Origin of the sequence: Sphingopyxis panaciterrulae (genome assembly GCF_014199295.1) — a bacterium.
GTDB lineage: Bacteria > Pseudomonadota > Alphaproteobacteria > Sphingomonadales > Sphingomonadaceae > Sphingopyxis > Sphingopyxis panaciterrulae.
This window is the reverse complement of the sequence record NZ_JACIJH010000028.1, coordinates 1-14,103: the sequence shown is the minus strand read 5'-3', so window position 1 is coordinate 14,103 and position 14,103 is coordinate 1. Positions and strand designations below refer to the sequence as shown.

Annotated in this window: 16 protein-coding genes and 1 pseudogene; 9 read left to right on the top strand and 8 right to left on the bottom strand. The window is 65.4% G+C overall.

What is annotated here, in order from left to right:
- The 3 genes and pseudogenes from FHR21_RS20530 to FHR21_RS20520 all read right to left on the bottom strand — a co-directional run.
- Positions 1-96 (bottom strand): annotated as a pseudogene (locus FHR21_RS20530) (ATPase); the annotation flags it as partial.
- 287 nt (positions 97-383) lie between these two features.
- On the bottom strand, positions 384-1,109 hold the full coding sequence (locus tag FHR21_RS20525; RefSeq protein WP_221235295.1) for an SDR family NAD(P)-dependent oxidoreductase: 726 nt from the start codon (positions 1,107-1,109) through the stop codon (positions 384-386).
- A gap of 99 nt (positions 1,110-1,208) precedes the next feature.
- Positions 1,209-1,796: a PAS domain-containing protein gene (locus tag FHR21_RS20520; RefSeq protein ID WP_184101785.1), complete on the bottom strand. Its 588-nt coding sequence runs from the start codon at positions 1,794-1,796 to the stop codon at positions 1,209-1,211.
- Between FHR21_RS20520 and FHR21_RS20515 the strand changes: the two genes are divergently transcribed.
- The 3 genes from FHR21_RS20515 to FHR21_RS20505 all read left to right on the top strand — a co-directional run bounded on the left by FHR21_RS20515 (position 1,687) and on the right by FHR21_RS20505 (position 6,136).
- The gene (locus tag FHR21_RS20515) at positions 1,687-2,943 is read left to right on the top strand and encodes an NAD(P)/FAD-dependent oxidoreductase (RefSeq protein WP_338113247.1); all 1,257 of its coding nucleotides are present in this window, start codon (positions 1,687-1,689) and stop codon (positions 2,941-2,943) included. The two genes, FHR21_RS20520 and FHR21_RS20515, sit on opposite strands and share 110 nt — an antisense overlap.
- Positions 2,940-4,502, top strand: coding sequence for a phytoene desaturase (locus FHR21_RS20510; protein WP_184101783.1), 1,563 nt, complete (start codon positions 2,940-2,942; stop codon positions 4,500-4,502). The genes FHR21_RS20515 and FHR21_RS20510 overlap by 4 nt, the downstream gene beginning before the upstream one ends.
- A gap of 260 nt (positions 4,503-4,762) precedes the next feature.
- Positions 4,763-6,136: a cryptochrome/photolyase family protein gene (locus tag FHR21_RS20505; RefSeq protein ID WP_184101781.1), complete on the top strand. Its 1,374-nt coding sequence runs from the start codon at positions 4,763-4,765 to the stop codon at positions 6,134-6,136.
- Positions 6,137-6,154: 18 nt separating this feature from the next.
- Here FHR21_RS20505 and FHR21_RS20500 read toward each other — a convergent pair whose 3' ends face one another.
- Together FHR21_RS20500 and FHR21_RS20495 are read right to left on the bottom strand one after the other, a co-directional pair.
- Positions 6,155-6,493: a putative quinol monooxygenase gene (locus FHR21_RS20500; protein WP_184101779.1), complete on the bottom strand. Its 339-nt coding sequence runs from the start codon at positions 6,491-6,493 to the stop codon at positions 6,155-6,157.
- A complete protein-coding gene (locus FHR21_RS20495; RefSeq protein WP_067108107.1) occupies positions 6,490-6,912 on the bottom strand; it encodes a nuclear transport factor 2 family protein in 423 nt (140 codons plus the stop codon). Before FHR21_RS20495 ends, FHR21_RS20500 begins: the two co-directional genes overlap by 4 nt.
- 218 nt (positions 6,913-7,130) lie before the next feature.
- Between FHR21_RS20495 and FHR21_RS20490 the strand changes: the two genes are divergently transcribed.
- Positions 7,131-7,685, top strand: a complete 555-nt coding sequence (locus FHR21_RS20490; protein ID WP_184101777.1) for a fasciclin domain-containing protein — start codon at positions 7,131-7,133, stop codon at positions 7,683-7,685.
- 60 nt (positions 7,686-7,745) lie between these two features.
- Here FHR21_RS20490 and hemH read toward each other — a convergent pair whose 3' ends face one another.
- Positions 7,746-8,804, bottom strand: coding sequence for a ferrochelatase (gene hemH / locus FHR21_RS20485; protein ID WP_184101775.1), 1,059 nt, complete (start codon positions 8,802-8,804; stop codon positions 7,746-7,748).
- 333 nt (positions 8,805-9,137) lie between these two features.
- Between hemH and FHR21_RS20480 the strand changes: the two genes are divergently transcribed.
- Positions 9,138-9,617, top strand: a complete 480-nt coding sequence (locus tag FHR21_RS20480) for an Hsp20 family protein (protein WP_184101773.1) — start codon at positions 9,138-9,140, stop codon at positions 9,615-9,617.
- A 99-nt stretch (positions 9,618-9,716) separates the two neighbouring features.
- Here the strand turns inward: FHR21_RS20480 and FHR21_RS20475 are convergent, their stop codons facing one another.
- On the bottom strand, positions 9,717-9,986 hold the full coding sequence (locus tag FHR21_RS20475) for an usg protein (RefSeq protein ID WP_184101771.1): 270 nt from the start codon (positions 9,984-9,986) through the stop codon (positions 9,717-9,719).
- Positions 9,983-10,210, bottom strand: coding sequence for a hypothetical protein (locus tag FHR21_RS20470; RefSeq protein WP_184101769.1), 228 nt, complete (start codon positions 10,208-10,210; stop codon positions 9,983-9,985). Before FHR21_RS20470 ends, FHR21_RS20475 begins: the two co-directional genes overlap by 4 nt.
- Before the next feature lie 260 nt (positions 10,211-10,470).
- Between FHR21_RS20470 and groES the strand changes: the two genes are divergently transcribed.
- The 4 genes from groES to FHR21_RS20450 all read left to right on the top strand — a co-directional run.
- Complete coding sequence (gene groES / locus FHR21_RS20465; RefSeq protein ID WP_184101767.1) at positions 10,471-10,785, top strand: co-chaperone GroES; 315 nt, start codon at positions 10,471-10,473, stop codon at positions 10,783-10,785.
- Positions 10,786-10,830: 45 nt separating this feature from the next.
- Positions 10,831-12,450, top strand: a complete 1,620-nt coding sequence (gene groL / locus FHR21_RS20460) for a chaperonin GroEL (protein WP_184101765.1) — start codon at positions 10,831-10,833, stop codon at positions 12,448-12,450.
- A gap of 345 nt (positions 12,451-12,795) precedes the next feature.
- Complete coding sequence (folE, locus tag FHR21_RS20455) at positions 12,796-13,329, top strand: GTP cyclohydrolase I FolE (RefSeq protein ID WP_420825300.1); 534 nt, start codon at positions 12,796-12,798, stop codon at positions 13,327-13,329.
- A gap of 115 nt (positions 13,330-13,444) precedes the next feature.
- Positions 13,445-14,103: pyridoxal-phosphate dependent enzyme (locus tag FHR21_RS20450; RefSeq protein ID WP_184101762.1), on the top strand; the 659-nt coding region annotated here is incomplete at its 3' end.

Sequence of the window (14,103 nt, the reverse complement as noted above, 5' to 3'; positions counted from 1 at the left end):
GAGCTCGTCGAGCACGATCAGGTCGAGCCGCGACAGCTGCGCCGCCAGGGTCCCGCCTTTGCCGATCCGGGTCTCCTCTTCGAGGCGTGTCACCAATCAAAATCGGCCCGTCCGCTTTTCGACGTCCGCTTTCGCAACCTAAATCCAGACGGTCCGCTATCGCGCACGTCCGCTTTTGGGCAGCACCTGGCTACCCCACGATCTGCGCAAAGCCGCTTTCCCCATAGCTCAGCCCATGATCCCCGCGGTTCGGGCATCGAAGACTTTCTGACGCCTAACGGCGTCTGAAACTCTCAACGATTGCCGTCGGTCTGCTTCTGGCACAGTGTTCGCTAAAGCGGATAGGCAAAGAGGCGGAGACACTTGAAGCGGCTTCCTGCTCGTCAATACGGGATCGGCCTTCCATCCCAGCCGTAAAACCCGCCGCTATCCCTCGACGACAGCTGGTCAAATACGGCCATAATGTGCATCGCACTTTTGTCCGCACTAAAGAGCGATGATTCAGCTACTCGCGCCTGAAACGGCTCCGAAAGCGGCGTGTCGACTGTTCCGGGGTGCAGCGCCGCGACGATCGCTTCGGGATTGCTGCGGCCGAGCTCGATCGCGAAACAGCGCACCAAGGCATTGAGCGCCGCCTTGGAAGCGCGGTAGCTGTGCCATCCGCCAAGTCGGTTATCCGCGATCGAACCAACGCGAGCAGAAAGAAATATCGCGACCGCTCGTTGTCGCCGGGCAAGCAAGGGAAGAAAATGCTTTGCGACGAGCGCGGGCCCGACGCTGTTGATCGCGAACACCTCGGCCATAACTGAGGCGTCGAGCTGCCGAAGGCTCTTTTCGGGACGGATATCGGTCCCGCGATGCAGCAGCCCTGTCGCGACAATGAGCAGGTCGAGAGCACCCTCATTCGCGATTTGACGACCCGCTTCGGCCAGCGTGTCGTCATCCAGTATATCCGTCGTCAGCCGTTTCACACTGGGATCGTTCGACGCCTCGGGCCGCCTGCTTCCTGCATAGACGCGGTCAAATCGACCCGATACGACAAGTTGATCGACAAGCGCGGCGCCGATGCCGCCACCGCTCCCAATCACCAATGCGCGCTTACCGCTCAAATGCTGCCCTTCCCGGCTATGAAATTGCTTCGGCTATCGGATGCTTAATCGGCGGCGGCGCGATCTCCCATATGCCTCAAAGGGAAGGTAGATCGGTGCCTAGAAGCCGGCCTCGACCGCGAGCCGGATCGCATCGGCCGTCGTTTCGACGCCGAGCGCGCGCAGCAGCGCAGCGCGGTGCATCTTGATCGTGCGCTCCGACAGCGACAGCGTGAACGCGATCTGCTTGTTGAGCTGGCCGCTCGCCATCAGCTTCAGCACCTCGCGCTGCCGCGGCGAGAGCGCCTCGATCTGCGCCCGCGCCCGCGCGCTCCGTCCTCCCACCGCCTCGCCCGCCTCGTCGATCTCGATTTGCGAGCCGAGAAAATACTCAAGAGTTCCGTCGGGGCCGAAAATCGGCGCTACCAGCACGGCATTGCGAAAGGGCGTTCCGTCTTTCCGGTAGTTGAGGATCTCCACGAGAGCCGGCCTCTGCTCCCGGATGGCGATCCTTAAAGTTTCGGTCAGTTCGGCTTCGGTAGCGGGGCCGGCGAGGAAGCGGCAATTGCGCCCGACGATTTCCTCCGGTCCATAGCCGGTGAGCGCCGAAAAAGCCGCATTGCACTCGACGATCGGGTTATCGGGGAGGCGCGGATCGCTGATCACCGCGGCGATCGGGCTAGACGCGATCATTGTCTTCAATGACATAATATCCGCCCGCTCACCCCTGGATGCCCCAAGGGACATGTTGCGACACTTCCCCTTGCTCATGCAAGCCTGCGCCGATGACAAATGCGACGAACCGGAAAAAATTGCGCATGACGCCCCGCATGTCGACGGCACGGGCAGGCTCACCGGCGGCGGCTGGCCATCGTGCGTGCCATCGCGGCGACCGCGAGACCAAGGTCTGATGCGGGTCGCGATCATTGGAGCCGGCATTGCCGGGCTCGCCTGTGCGCGGCGGCTGCGCGATGCCGGGCTGGAGGCAACGCTTTTCGACAAATCCCGCGGCATCGGCGGCCGCCTCGCGACCCGCCGCGCGGAGCCGGGCGATCCCGGGGTCGCATTCGATCATGGCGCAACGCATTTCACGGCGCGCTCCGAAGGTTTTACGAGGCTGGTCGCCGCGTGGGAGAAAGCGGGTCTCGCGGCGCGCTGGCCGGTCGCGGGCGCGGACAGCTGGGTCGGCAGGCCGACCATGACCGCGCCGCTCAAAGCCCTCGCGGACGATCTCGATGTCCGCCTGTCACGACCGGTCACGGCCCTGACCAGATCCCGCGCCGGCTGGACGCTCCACAGCGAAGCCAAGCGGCTCGGCAAATTCGATACGGCGGTGATCGCCATTCCGGCCGAGCAGGCCGCCCCGCTTCTGTCGCTCCATGATTTCGAGATGGCGCGCGCGGCCATGGCGGTGCGCTATAATCCTTGCTGGACCGCGATGTTCGCCTTCGAGGAACGGATCGAGGAGCTCCCCGATTTCCTTCGCGGCGCGGGCTCACTCGTGACCGCGGCACGCGACAGCGCCAAGCCCGGACGCGCGCCGGGCGAACGGTGGGTGGTGCAAGCCGACTGGACCTGGTCGGAAGCGCATCTGGCCAGCGAAAGCGCGAGCGTCGCACGTCTGCTGCTTGCCGAACTCGGAAAGGTCGCCGGCCGCGAATTGCCCGCCCCAAGCCATATCGCGGCCCATCGTTGGCTATTCTCTCAGCCATCGGGACAGGATCCGAAGCTGCTGTGGAACCCTGCCATCGGCCTCGGCGCCTGCGGCGACTGGCTCTACCATGGCTTTGCGGAATATGCCTGGCTGTCGGGGCATGTTCTCGGCGCTGCGATCGCAGCGGAGGCACCGCGATGACGCGCGCAATCGTGATCGGAGCGGGCATCGGCGGCCTTGCGCTCGCCATCCGCCTCCAGTCGGCGGGCCTCGATACGCTGCTCGTCGAAGCGCGCGACCGACCGGGCGGCCGTGCCTATGTCTTCGAGAAGGATGGTTTCACCTTCGACGCCGGGCCGACGGTCATCACCGACCCGGCCTGTCTTGCCGAGCTCTGGGCGCTGAGCGGTCAGCGGCTCGAGCGCGATGTCGACCTCGTCCCGGTCTCGCCCTTTTACCGGCTGAGCTGGCCCGACGGATCGATCTTCGACTATGGCAATGACAAGGAGGCGCTCGCCCGCCAGATCGCCGCGCTCGATCCCGCCGATGTCGCGGGATATGAGCGGTTTCTCGGCTTTTCCGCGTCGGTTTACGAGGAAGGCTATGTGAAGCTCGGCGCGGTCCCCTTTCTCGACTTCCGCTCGATGCTGAAGGCGGCGCCGGCGCTTGTGCGGCACCGGGCCTGGCGCTCGGTCTATCAAACCGTCGCAGGCTATGTGCGCAGCGAAAAGCTGCGCGAGGCGCTGTCCTTTCACACCATGCTCGTCGGCGGAAACCCGATGGCGACGAGCAGCATCTATGCGCTCATCCACAAGCTCGAGCAGGATGGCGGCGTCTGGTATGCGCGCGGCGGCACCAACCGGCTCGTCGCCGGCATGGCCACGCTGTTCGAGCGTCTCGGGGGCAGGCTGAGGCTCGGCGATCCCGTTGCCCGCATCGAAACCGAAGGGGACCGGGTAACCGGCATCATGACGCGGAGCGGCTTCACAGCGCGCGCCGATCTCGTCGCCTCGAACGCCGACCTCATGCACAGCTACCGCGACCTGCTTGCGCATCCGCGAGGCAAGCGCGAGGCCGGACGCCTCGCGCGCAAGAACTGGTCGCCGAGCCTCTTCGTCCTCCATCTGGGTGTGCGCGGCACCTTCCCCGAGATCCCCCACCATATGATCCTCTTCGGTCCGCGCTATCGCGGGCTTCTCGACGATATCTACCGGAATGGCAGGCTCGCCGAAGATTTTTCGCTCTACCTTCATCATCCGAGCGCAAGCGATCCGGGCGTTGCGCCGGCGGGCCACAGCAGCTTCTATGCGCTTGCGCCGGTTCCGCATCGCGGCCATGCGCCGCTCGACTGGGAGGTCGACGGCCCCAACCTCGCGAAGCGCATCATCGCCGAGATCGAGCGGCGCCTGATCCCGGACCTTGGCGCGCGGATCGTCACGCAAATCCAGTATGCGCCGCCGGACTTCGAACAGGATCTCGCCGCGCATCTCGGGAGCGCCTTCAGCCTTACGCCAACTCTGCTGCAGAGCGCCTATTTTCGGGGACACAACCGCGACGCGCGCATCGAAAATCTCTATTTTACGGGCGCGGGGACCCATCCCGGCGCAGGCATTCCGGGTGTCGTCGCGAGCGCGAAGGCGACGGCGCGCCTCATTCTCGGCGACATCGGGGTCAGGATGGACGACCGCCGCTACGAGAGCGGGGGACACCCGAAATTTTCCGGGCTTGATGGCGCCACGGAAGATGCCATGTCAGGCTGAGCGGATCGACATTCCGGTTCTGCCGGCGGCCAGCGCCTTGCGACCTACGCCTGGCCGCGGCGGGGGGCGGTGATTGTTCATCGCCGGGCGGTGCGACACCATGTCGCACCGCCCAATCCTCCGCATGGACATCCCCGCCAATGCGAGTGCGCACCGTCCGGGCTTCCCGAAAGGTCATCTTTTGCGGAGGGGGGAGCGTGCCCGATGGCAGAACCAGCGACTGCCCGCACCACGGCCCGCCAAAAAGGGAAACCGCCGCCATGCCCCCCGCCATCTTGTGGCTTCGCCAGGACCTCCGCACCACCGACCATCCGGCGCTCCTCGCAGCGATTGCCGAAGGCCCGGTCATTCCGCTCTATATATTGGATGACGAGAGCCCCGAAACGCGCGCCATCGGGGGCGCGCAGCGCTGGTGGCTGCATCACAGTCTCGCTGCACTCGATGCGAGCCTTCGCAAACGCGGCAGCCGCCTCGTCCTGCGCCGCGGCGCTGTCGCCGAAATAGTCGAAAGCGTCGCGGCAGAAGCCGGCAGCACAAGGGTGCACGCGACCCGCTGCTACGAGCCCTGGTGGCGGCACTGCGAGGAAGCGATAGACGCCAGGCTCGAACTGCGACTCCACGACGGCAATTATCTTGCGCCGCCCGAGAGCATCACCAATGCGCAAGGCGCGCGCTACCGCGTCTTCACGCCATGGTATCGCGCGCTGCTGGAGCGCATGCCGCCCGCCCTTCCCCATGCGGCGCCCGACCATATTCCGCCGCCTCGGGCCTGGCCGGCGTCGGACAATCTCGCCGATTGGGGCCTGACCCCGACCAGCCCCGACTGGTCCTCAGGATTTGGCGAGTGGCACCCGGGCGAGAAAGGTGCCTGGCGGGCGCTGCGCGACTGGCTGCCGGTTGCCGGCGACTATAAGGCCCGCCGCGACTATCCCTCGCTCACCGCGACATCGCGGCTGTCGCCGCATCTTCATTTCGGAGAAATCAGCCCCCGGTCGATCTGGCATGCGCTCGGCGAGCGCGACGATGCTGGCGCCGAGACCTATCGATCGGAGCTCGGCTGGCGCGAACATGGCATCAATCTCCTCGACCAGATGCCCGATTATGGCGATCGGAACGGGCGCCCCACCTTTGATGAGTTCGGCTGGCGGAGCAGCCCCGAAGCCGACCGGGACTTCACCGCCTGGACCCGGGGACGGACCGGATATCCTATCGTCGACGCGGGCATGCGCGAGCTCTGGAATAGGGGATGGATGCACAACCGGGTCCGGATGGTCACCGCCTCCTTCCTCGTCAAACATCTGCTGATCGACTGGCGCCGCGGGGAGCGCTGGTTCTGGGACACGCTGCTCGACGCCGATCTCGCCTCGAATGCGATGAACTGGCAATATGTCGCGGGCACCGGCGTCGACGCGCCGGTCTTTTCGCGCATCATGTCGCCGCTGCTCCAGAGCGAGCGGTTCGCGATGGGGGATTATGTCCGCACATATGTGCCGGAGCTTGCGCATCTGTCGGACGCCGAGATCGTCGCGGCACATGGACAGGATGTGCGGGTACCAGAGTATCCGCCACCGCTTGTCGGTCACGAGGCGGCGCGGGCGCGGGCGCTGGCTGCCTGGGAAGCCCTGCGCGGCTAGCGAAGAAAGGTCATGCGGCTAGTCGAAGCCGGCGCTTGCCACGCCGTGGCTGTTGTAAACCGGGCCTTCGCGCGACACCGCGAATTTGCGGCTCGACGACGCGCGGACGCCAAATGCGCCGATATGCCCCAGCATTCCCCTGTACTGTGGCCCGGCCAGATGCGCGGCGAGCGCAGCTTCGCCGTGCCATTCCTCGAACACGTGGATGCGCGTCGCCACATGCGGATCGGCGGTCCAGTCGTAAGCGAGACAGCCTGGCTGTACGAGCGCGCCTTCGATCCAGCCGCGTGCGCCCGCCAGCGCCTCTCCGCGCGCCTCGGGATCGATATCGATGACCGCCTGGATCAGGATCTTCATGCCTGCACCTCGGTTCTTGAAAGCTGCGGCAACGGCCGGAACCGCCGCTCTGCAAACAGCCACCTGCCATCGACCCGGCGGCAGACGTCGTCATAGATGCCGAGGGTCCGGTGAAGCGCGCCGTCTCGCAGGAAGATTTCCTCGGTGTAGGACCGCATGGCCGCCTTTTCTTCACGGACCTCGATCAAACCCGGCCAAGCGCGAAAGACGATGTCGGGAAAGGCGCGCATCGCCGCGCGCCAGGTGTCGACGATTGTCGCCTTGCCCTCGAAAATCCCGAAACCGGGAAGCGACCATAGGCTGCCTTCGTCCCAGGTCGCGGCCCAGGCTTCGCTGTCTGCCCGGTTGACCGCGTCGGCATAGGTGTCGAGCAGGTCGCGTAGCGCCAGCCGGTCTTCGAACGATCCCTCGAATGGCATGCAAGCCCCCTTCTCGCCCGGCTGCGTCGATGGTTCAGCCTGCCGCCGGTTTGCCTCCAGCGGTTCGGAAGGAAAACTGCCGATATCGCTAGCGGCGAAGGCCGCCTCTGCCGGACCGGAGAACCCGCCCCAAAGGACAGGTCGCCCCGGCAGGGCGGGGCGCCTAAATTCACGCCTGTCCTATCCCCCCGGGACGAACATTCGAAAAGGAATGACCAATGGCTATTTCCCGTATCTCGCTTTCGCTTGCTACAGCAGCGCTCGCGCTTGCCGGCGGCATCGCGGCCGCCAAGAACCCGATGGTCGGCGGCGCCGCGATGTATGAGACCAAGACCATCGTCGAAAATGCCGCCAATTCCAAAGATCACACGACACTGGTCGCGGCGGTCAAGGCCGCCGGCCTCGCCGAGACGCTCTCGGGCGCCGGCCCGTTCACGGTCTTTGCACCGACCAACGCCGCCTTCGCCAAGCTTCCCGCCGGCACAGTCGATACGCTGCTCAAGCCCGAGAACAAGGCGATGCTGACGGGCATATTGACCTACCATGTCGTGCCGGGCCGCCTGACCGCGACCGATATTGCGGCGCAGGCCAAGGCCAATGGCGGCAAGGCGGTGCTCACGACGGTGCAGGGCGCCAAGCTCACCGTCTGGGAGAAGGATGGCAGCTGGTATGTGAGCGACGCCAAGGGCGGCACGGCGAAGATTGGCCCCGCCGACGTTCTCCAGTCGAACGGCGTGATCCACGTCATCGACGGCGTGCTGCTTCCCGCCTGATACATCACCGGGGCCGCGCGACGTCTGTTGGCGCAGCGCGGCCCCGCTTATCGAAAGCCCTCAAAGCCAGCCCGAAAGCTCGCTCCTGACCAGGGCGGTGAGCATGTCCATCCCGACATCGCTGTCGTTGAGACAGGGTATGTAAGCGAAGTGGCGGCCGCCGGCGGCAAGGAACTGCTCGCGGCCGCGGATAGCGATTTCCTCAAGGGTCTCGAGGCAATCGGCAGCGAACCCCGGCGCGATCACAGCCACCGACCGGCCTTCGCGGCCGAGCGCCTCGAGCATCATGTCGGTTGCCGGTGTCAGCCATTTGGCCTTGCCGAAGCGCGACTGAAAGCTCGGCACGACAGTCTTCCCCAGAACCTCGCCCAACCGGCGCGCGGTCTTGAGGCACATGCAATGATAGGGATCGCCGAGATGCAAGGTGCGCTCGGGCATGCCGTGGAAGCTTGCAACGATCGTGTCGGGCACGAAGTCGAGGCCACCGATCGCACGTCCGAGCGACGACGCCAGCGCCTCGAGATGGCGATCGTCATCATGATAGGGTGGAAGGATGCGCAGCGCCGGCTGCCAGCGCAGGCGCGCCATATGCGCCTGGACCGCGTCGCTCACGCTCGCGGTCGTCGCGGCGCAATATTGCGGGTATAAAGGCGCGACGAGAATTCGGCGACATCCTGCCGCAAGAAGCGCGTCGATGCCGTCCGCGATCGGGCTGCTGCCATAGCGCATCGCATGCGCAACCACCGCATCACCTCCAAGCGATGCCTGAAGCGCTTTTGCCTGGCGGCGGGTGATCGCCGCGAGCGGCGAGCCCTCCGATGTCCAGATTTCGCGATAGGCCTTGGCGGACTTTCGCGGCCGAACCGCAAGAACGATCCCGCGCAGGATCGGCTGCCAGATCAGCGAGGGCAGTTCGACCACGCGCCGGTCGGAGAGAAATTCCGCGAGATAGCGCCGTACCGCGCGGCTCATCGGCGCGTCGGGCGTGCCAAGATTGACGAGCAGCACGCCGATCCGGTCGGCCGTCACGGCGGGGTGCGCCGCCGGAAGACGGGCGAGCTCCGCCTCTCCGTAACAGTTCCCGATTTCAGGCGTTGCCAGAGGCCCTTCGACAGTCATTGCAATCTCCGCGGTCAGGATGCCTCGCGGCAACCATGCCGCGCGGCGTCGATCGCATGTCTTCGACTTGCTCTTCGCCGCCAAGCTGCACCAAGGGGCAGACTGGATACCGTTTCCCGCCTCCCGGCAGCCCCCCGGGATGCGGAAACTTCGCTTGCTGCCGCGACCCATCGCCGACATTCCGAGCGGCGCCCACACTCTTGAAACGGTAAAACGGCTTTCCTAACTTTTCCCCGGACGCGGGATTTTCCGTGTCCTCAGGACATAGAGAGCGCCGGCTCTGAGTCCCGGCGCATCTCATGCCCGAATTGCTTCAATCAGGAGGATTTGGAAATGAGAACCGATTTTGACTTCACCCCCTACCGCCGCTCGACAGTGGGCTTCGATCACCTTTTCGACCTGCTCGAAAAAGGGCAGCGCGGCGATACGTCCGATGGCTTTCCCGCCTTCGACATCGTGCGCGACGCCGACGACCGCTTCTGCGTTACCTTGGCCGTCCCCGGGTTCAAGGCCGACGAGATCGAGATCGTCGCGCAGCAGAACCAGCTTAGCGTCAGCGGCAAGCCCGCCGAGGAGGATGCGACACGCGCCTATCTCCACCGCGGCATTGCGCGCCGCGCGTTCGAGCGTCGCTTTCAGCTCGCCGACTATATCGAGGTCGGGCGCGCGAGCTTCGCCGACGGGCTGCTCACGATCGAACTGAGCCGCGTCGTGCCCGAGGCAATGAAGCCGCGCAAGATCGAGATCGGCAGCAGCGTCGGCAGGCCGCAGCGGATCGCAGCGCCGAAGGACGAAGCGCTCGAGAAGGCCTGAACTCGACAAGGGAGGCACGCCAACGGCGTGTCTCCCTCTTTTACCGAAGCGTGATCGCGGTAGACCTGCTCTGGCGCCCGAGCCCCCGGACCTGCTAGGCTAATCGAGCGAGCGAATGATATCCACCGCGCGCCACTCGGCGGGCCCGACCAGCGCGTCATGCGCGATGCGCACCGAATGGAGCGCGGCTTCGATCTGGCGCCGCCACATGGCCAGAAAGTCGAACAGCACCGGGAAGTCCGGCGGCAGATCATAGTCCTGCCAGACGTAGAGCTGGAGGAGCGAGGGATGATCGGGCCGGTAATAATGGATCTCGGCGGTTGTCAGCCCATAGCCGTCCAGCTGCGCGAGCAGCGCGCGATAGGTCATGGCGCGCGCGCCGCGCCGCCATCGAGCGAGCGGAGCGCGGCGAGCACATCGTCGACCGGCACGGCGCGCTTCGCCCCCGGGGGTTTGCGAAGCGCCGGCTTGTTGCGGACCGCCGAACGATCCGATGCCCAGGATGCGAGGAGGGCGCGCTTGACCTCGGGCTCGAGGCTCGGGTGGCGCGCCACGTCGAAGGGGTGAAGAAAACGGGAAAATGGCTCGGACATGATCGTGCCTCCTTCCTTGTCGCCAATCCTTTCTCGTCGTGCGGCAGGCTGCCGCAGCCACAGATTTTGGAAAGGAAGCGAGTCGAGTCAAGAGGTGTCAGGCCCTTGATAAGGGGCATTTGTTTCTCGGCCGATCGAGCGCCGAAAAATTTTCGCCGGACCTCTTGAAGCCAAAAAAATCGCTTCCTAGCTCATCGGCGCCGCGCGCCCCGGACAGGCGCGCCGGCTTATCATATCGTTATGCAACATGGAGGTTATGCATGCATTTCCGTCCCTTGCACGACCGTGTGGTCGTCCGCCGCATCGAAGCCGAGGAGAAGACCTCGGGCGGCATCATCATCCCCGATACCGCCAAGGAAAAGCCGCAGGAGGGCGAAGTCGTCGCCGTCGGCCCGGGCGCCCGCGCCGAGGACGGCACGATCGCCGCGCTCGACGTGAAGGCCGGCGACCGGATTCTGTTCGGCAAATGGTCGGGCACCGAGGTTCGCATCGATAACGAGGAACTGCTCATCATGAAGGAGAGCGACATCCTCGGCGTCATCGAGCAGGTCGAGGCGCTCAAGCAGGCGGCGTAACGCCCATTCATCACCCACTGAAAGGTCATCAAGAAGGAGGTCAAAATGGCTGCCAAGGAAGTGAAATTTGCGTCGGACGCGCGTGATCGCATGCTGCGCGGCGTGGATACGCTTGCGAATGCAGTAAAGGTCACGCTGGGTCCCAAGGGCCGCAACGTCGTGATCGACAAAAGCTTCGGCGCGCCGCGCATCACCAAGGACGGCGTCACCGTTGCCAAGGAAATCGAGCTTGCCGACAAGTTCGAGAATATGGGCGCGCAGATGCTGCGCGAGGTCGCGTCGAAGCAGAACGACAAGGCCGGCGACGGCACCACCACCGCGACCGTGCTCGCACAGGCGATTGTCCGCGAAGGCTCGAAGGCGGTCGCCGCCGGCATGAACCCGATGGACGTCAAGCGCGGCATCGATCTTGCCGTGAACACGGTCGTCGAGGATCTCAAGGCGCACGCCAAGTCGGTCGAGGCGAACAGCGAGATCGCGCAGGTCGCGACCATCTCGGCGAATGGCGACGAAGAGGTCGGCCGAATCCTCGCCGAGGCGATGGAGAAGGTCGGCAATGAGGGCGTGATCACCGTCGAGGAAGCGAAGAGCCTCGCGACCGAGCTCGAAACGGTCGAAGGCATGCAGTTCGACCGCGGCTACCTCAGCCCCTATTTCATCACCAATGCCGAGAAGCTGAAGGTCGAACTCGACGATCCCTATATCCTCATCCACGAGAAGAAGCTCTCGAACCTGCAGGCCATGCTGCCACTCCTCGAGAGCGTCGTGCAGTCGGGCCGGCCGCTGCTCATCATCGCCGAGGATGTCGAGGGCGACGCGCTCGCGACGCTCGTCGTCAATCGCCTGCGCGGCGGCCTCAAGGTCGCGGCGGTCAAGGCGCCGGGCTTCGGCGACCGCCGCAAGGCGATGCTCGAGGATATCGCGGTACTTACCGGCGGCAATGTCGTCAGCGAGGAACTCGGCATCAAGCTCGAGAGCGTCACGATCAACATGCTCGGGCGCGCCAAGAAGGTCGTCATCGACAAGGATAATACGACGATCGTCGACGGGGTCGGCTCGAAGTCCGATATCGATAGCCGGGTCGCGCAGATCCGCCAGCAGATCGAAACGACCACAAGCGATTACGACCGCGAGAAGCTGCAGGAGCGGCTTGCCAAGCTCGCGGGGGGCGTCGCGGTGATCCGCGTCGGCGGCGCGACCGAGGTCGAGGTCAAGGAGAAAAAGGACCGCGTCGACGACGCGCTGCACGCGACGCGCGCGGCCGTGGAAGAAGGTATCCTTCCCGGCGGCGGCATTGCGCTGCTCCGCTCGCTGAAGGCGCTCGAGGGCCTGAAGGCCGCGAACGACGACCAGCAGTCGGGCATCGACATCGTCCGCCGCGCGCTCCGCGCTCCGGCGCGCCAGATCGCCGACAATGCCGGCGAAGACGGCGCGTGGATCGTCGGCAAGCTGCTCGAGAGCGAGGAGTATAGCTGGGGCTTCAACGCAGCCACCGGCGAATATCAGGACCTCGTCAAGGCCGGCGTGATCGACCCCGCAAAGGTCGTGCGCACCGCGCTGCAGGACGCGGCCTCGGTCGCCTCGCTGCTGATCACCACCGAGGCGCTCGTCGCCGAGCTGCCAAAGGACGAGAAGGCCGCGCCGATACCGGCGATGGACTTCTGACAGGCCGGGGGCGGCGGGCAACCGCCGCCCCCGCATTTCGATACCCCTTTTCACCCAACCACCGCGCATTTCACCACGCCTCGTCAAGGGGACGAAGGGCATTTCCGCGTTCCGGGGCTCACCCCAGGTCCGTGCACGAAACGCGCTTCTAACCGCCGATCTGCCCCAAGGGACATGTTGCGACGCCATGCTGCGCTCGGGCATGCGCCGATCCGGCGGTCCACCTCCCTCTCCTCCCCTCCCGGACCGCCAACCCTTCGCCGTCAGGAGGCCAGGACCATGCTTCACGTGCCCCCTTCCAGTCCCACAGTTGACGGCGCGATACCCCCCGAGGTTCTCGCGTCGGTGGAGACGCTGCTGCGCTGGGTCGGCGAGGACCCTCGGCGCGAAGGCCTGCTCGACACACCGAAGCGCGTCGCGCGGGCCTGGAAGGATAATTGTCAGGGTTATTCTGAGGATCCGGCGGTGCATCTCTCGCGCACCTTCGAAGAGGTCGGCGGCTATGACGAGATCGTCTTGCTGCGCGACATCCCGTTCCAGTCGCATTGCGAGCATCATATGGCGCCGATCACCGGAATGGCGTCGATCGCCTACCTCCCCCGCGACCGCGTCGTCGGCATCTCCAAGCTCGCGCGCGTGCTGAGCGGCTATGCACGCCGGCTGCAGGTTCAGGAGCGCCTGACCGCCGAGGTCGCGCGCTGCATCTGGGACAATCTCCGCCCGCACGGCGTCGCCGTGGTGATCGACGCCCAGCATGGCTGCATGACCGGGCGCGGCGTGCGCACGCCCGGCGTCGGCATGGTTACGAGCCGGCTCCTCGGCTGCTTCCTCGAAGACCAGCGGAGCCGCAAGGAAGTGCTCGCACTGATGGGCTATTAATGGGCCGGTCGAGGATCCGGAACGGTCTTGCGGGCTTTACCTGCCCGTGTGAGGCGCGCGCCGGAATCCTGTGCGCCGCCGTGTTGCGCCGGACGCCTGTCGGGATTGCAGCGACATGACGCGGGCTCCGCAACCATTCGAAGATCCTGGTCATCTTCCGAACAGCTTGCGCAGGCAGCCGGACGACGGGGGCCATTTCGGGAAATTTGGTGGCCGGTTCGTCCCCGAAACGCTCATGCCGTTCATCCTGGATCTGGAGCGCGAATATCGAGCCGCAAAACGCGACCCAGCCTTTCAGGCCGAGTTCGACGACCTGCTTGAACATTATGTCGGCCGCCCCAGCCCGCTCTATTTCGCGCCGCGCCTGACGTCTGCGCTCGGCGGCGCGCAGATCTGGTTCAAGCGCGACGAACTCAATCACACCGGCGCCCACAAGATCAACAATTGCGTCGGCCAGATCCTGCTGGCGATCCGGATGGGCAAGACCCGCATTATCGCGGAAACGGGCGCCGGCCAGCACGGCGTGGCGACTGCAACCGTCTGCGCGCGCTTTGGCCTTACCTGCGTCGTCTATATGGGCGCCGCGGACATCGCGCGCCAGGCGCCCAGTGTCTTCCGCATGAAGCTGCTGGGCGCGGAGGTCGTGCCCGTCACGGCCGGCGCCGCGACCCTCAAGGACGTGGTGACACGCCTCGAAGAGGAGACCCGGATCGGCAAAGGCGGGACCCTGGCGGCGCAGCTGTCGCGGCTCGACCTGATCGTGCTCGACGAGCT

Bases quoted from the DNA above. Each gene is read 5' to 3' on its own strand.
- FHR21_RS20510 (WP_184101783.1), top strand. From the start codon at position 2,940: ATGACGCGCGCAATCGTGATCGGAGCGGGCATCGGCGGCCTTGCGCTC.
- FHR21_RS20470 (WP_184101769.1), bottom strand. From the start codon at position 10,210: ATGTCCGAGCCATTTTCCCGTTTTCTTCACCCCTTCGACGTGGCGCGC.
- FHR21_RS20500 (WP_184101779.1), bottom strand. From the start codon at position 6,493: ATGAAGATCCTGATCCAGGCGGTCATCGATATCGATCCCGAGGCGCGC.
- hemH (WP_184101775.1), bottom strand. From the start codon at position 8,804: ATGACTGTCGAAGGGCCTCTGGCAACGCCTGAAATCGGGAACTGTTAC.
- groES (WP_184101767.1), top strand. From the start codon at position 10,471: ATGCATTTCCGTCCCTTGCACGACCGTGTGGTCGTCCGCCGCATCGAA.
- FHR21_RS20520 (WP_184101785.1), bottom strand. From the start codon at position 1,796: ATGTCATTGAAGACAATGATCGCGTCTAGCCCGATCGCCGCGGTGATC.
- FHR21_RS20490 (WP_184101777.1), top strand. From the start codon at position 7,131: ATGGCTATTTCCCGTATCTCGCTTTCGCTTGCTACAGCAGCGCTCGCG.
- groL (WP_184101765.1), top strand. From the start codon at position 10,831: ATGGCTGCCAAGGAAGTGAAATTTGCGTCGGACGCGCGTGATCGCATG.
- FHR21_RS20475 (WP_184101771.1), bottom strand. From the start codon at position 9,986: ATGACCTATCGCGCGCTGCTCGCGCAGCTGGACGGCTATGGGCTGACA.
- FHR21_RS20480 (WP_184101773.1), top strand. From the start codon at position 9,138: ATGAGAACCGATTTTGACTTCACCCCCTACCGCCGCTCGACAGTGGGC.
- FHR21_RS20495 (WP_067108107.1), bottom strand. From the start codon at position 6,912: ATGCCATTCGAGGGATCGTTCGAAGACCGGCTGGCGCTACGCGACCTG.
- FHR21_RS20505 (WP_184101781.1), top strand. From the start codon at position 4,763: ATGCCCCCCGCCATCTTGTGGCTTCGCCAGGACCTCCGCACCACCGAC.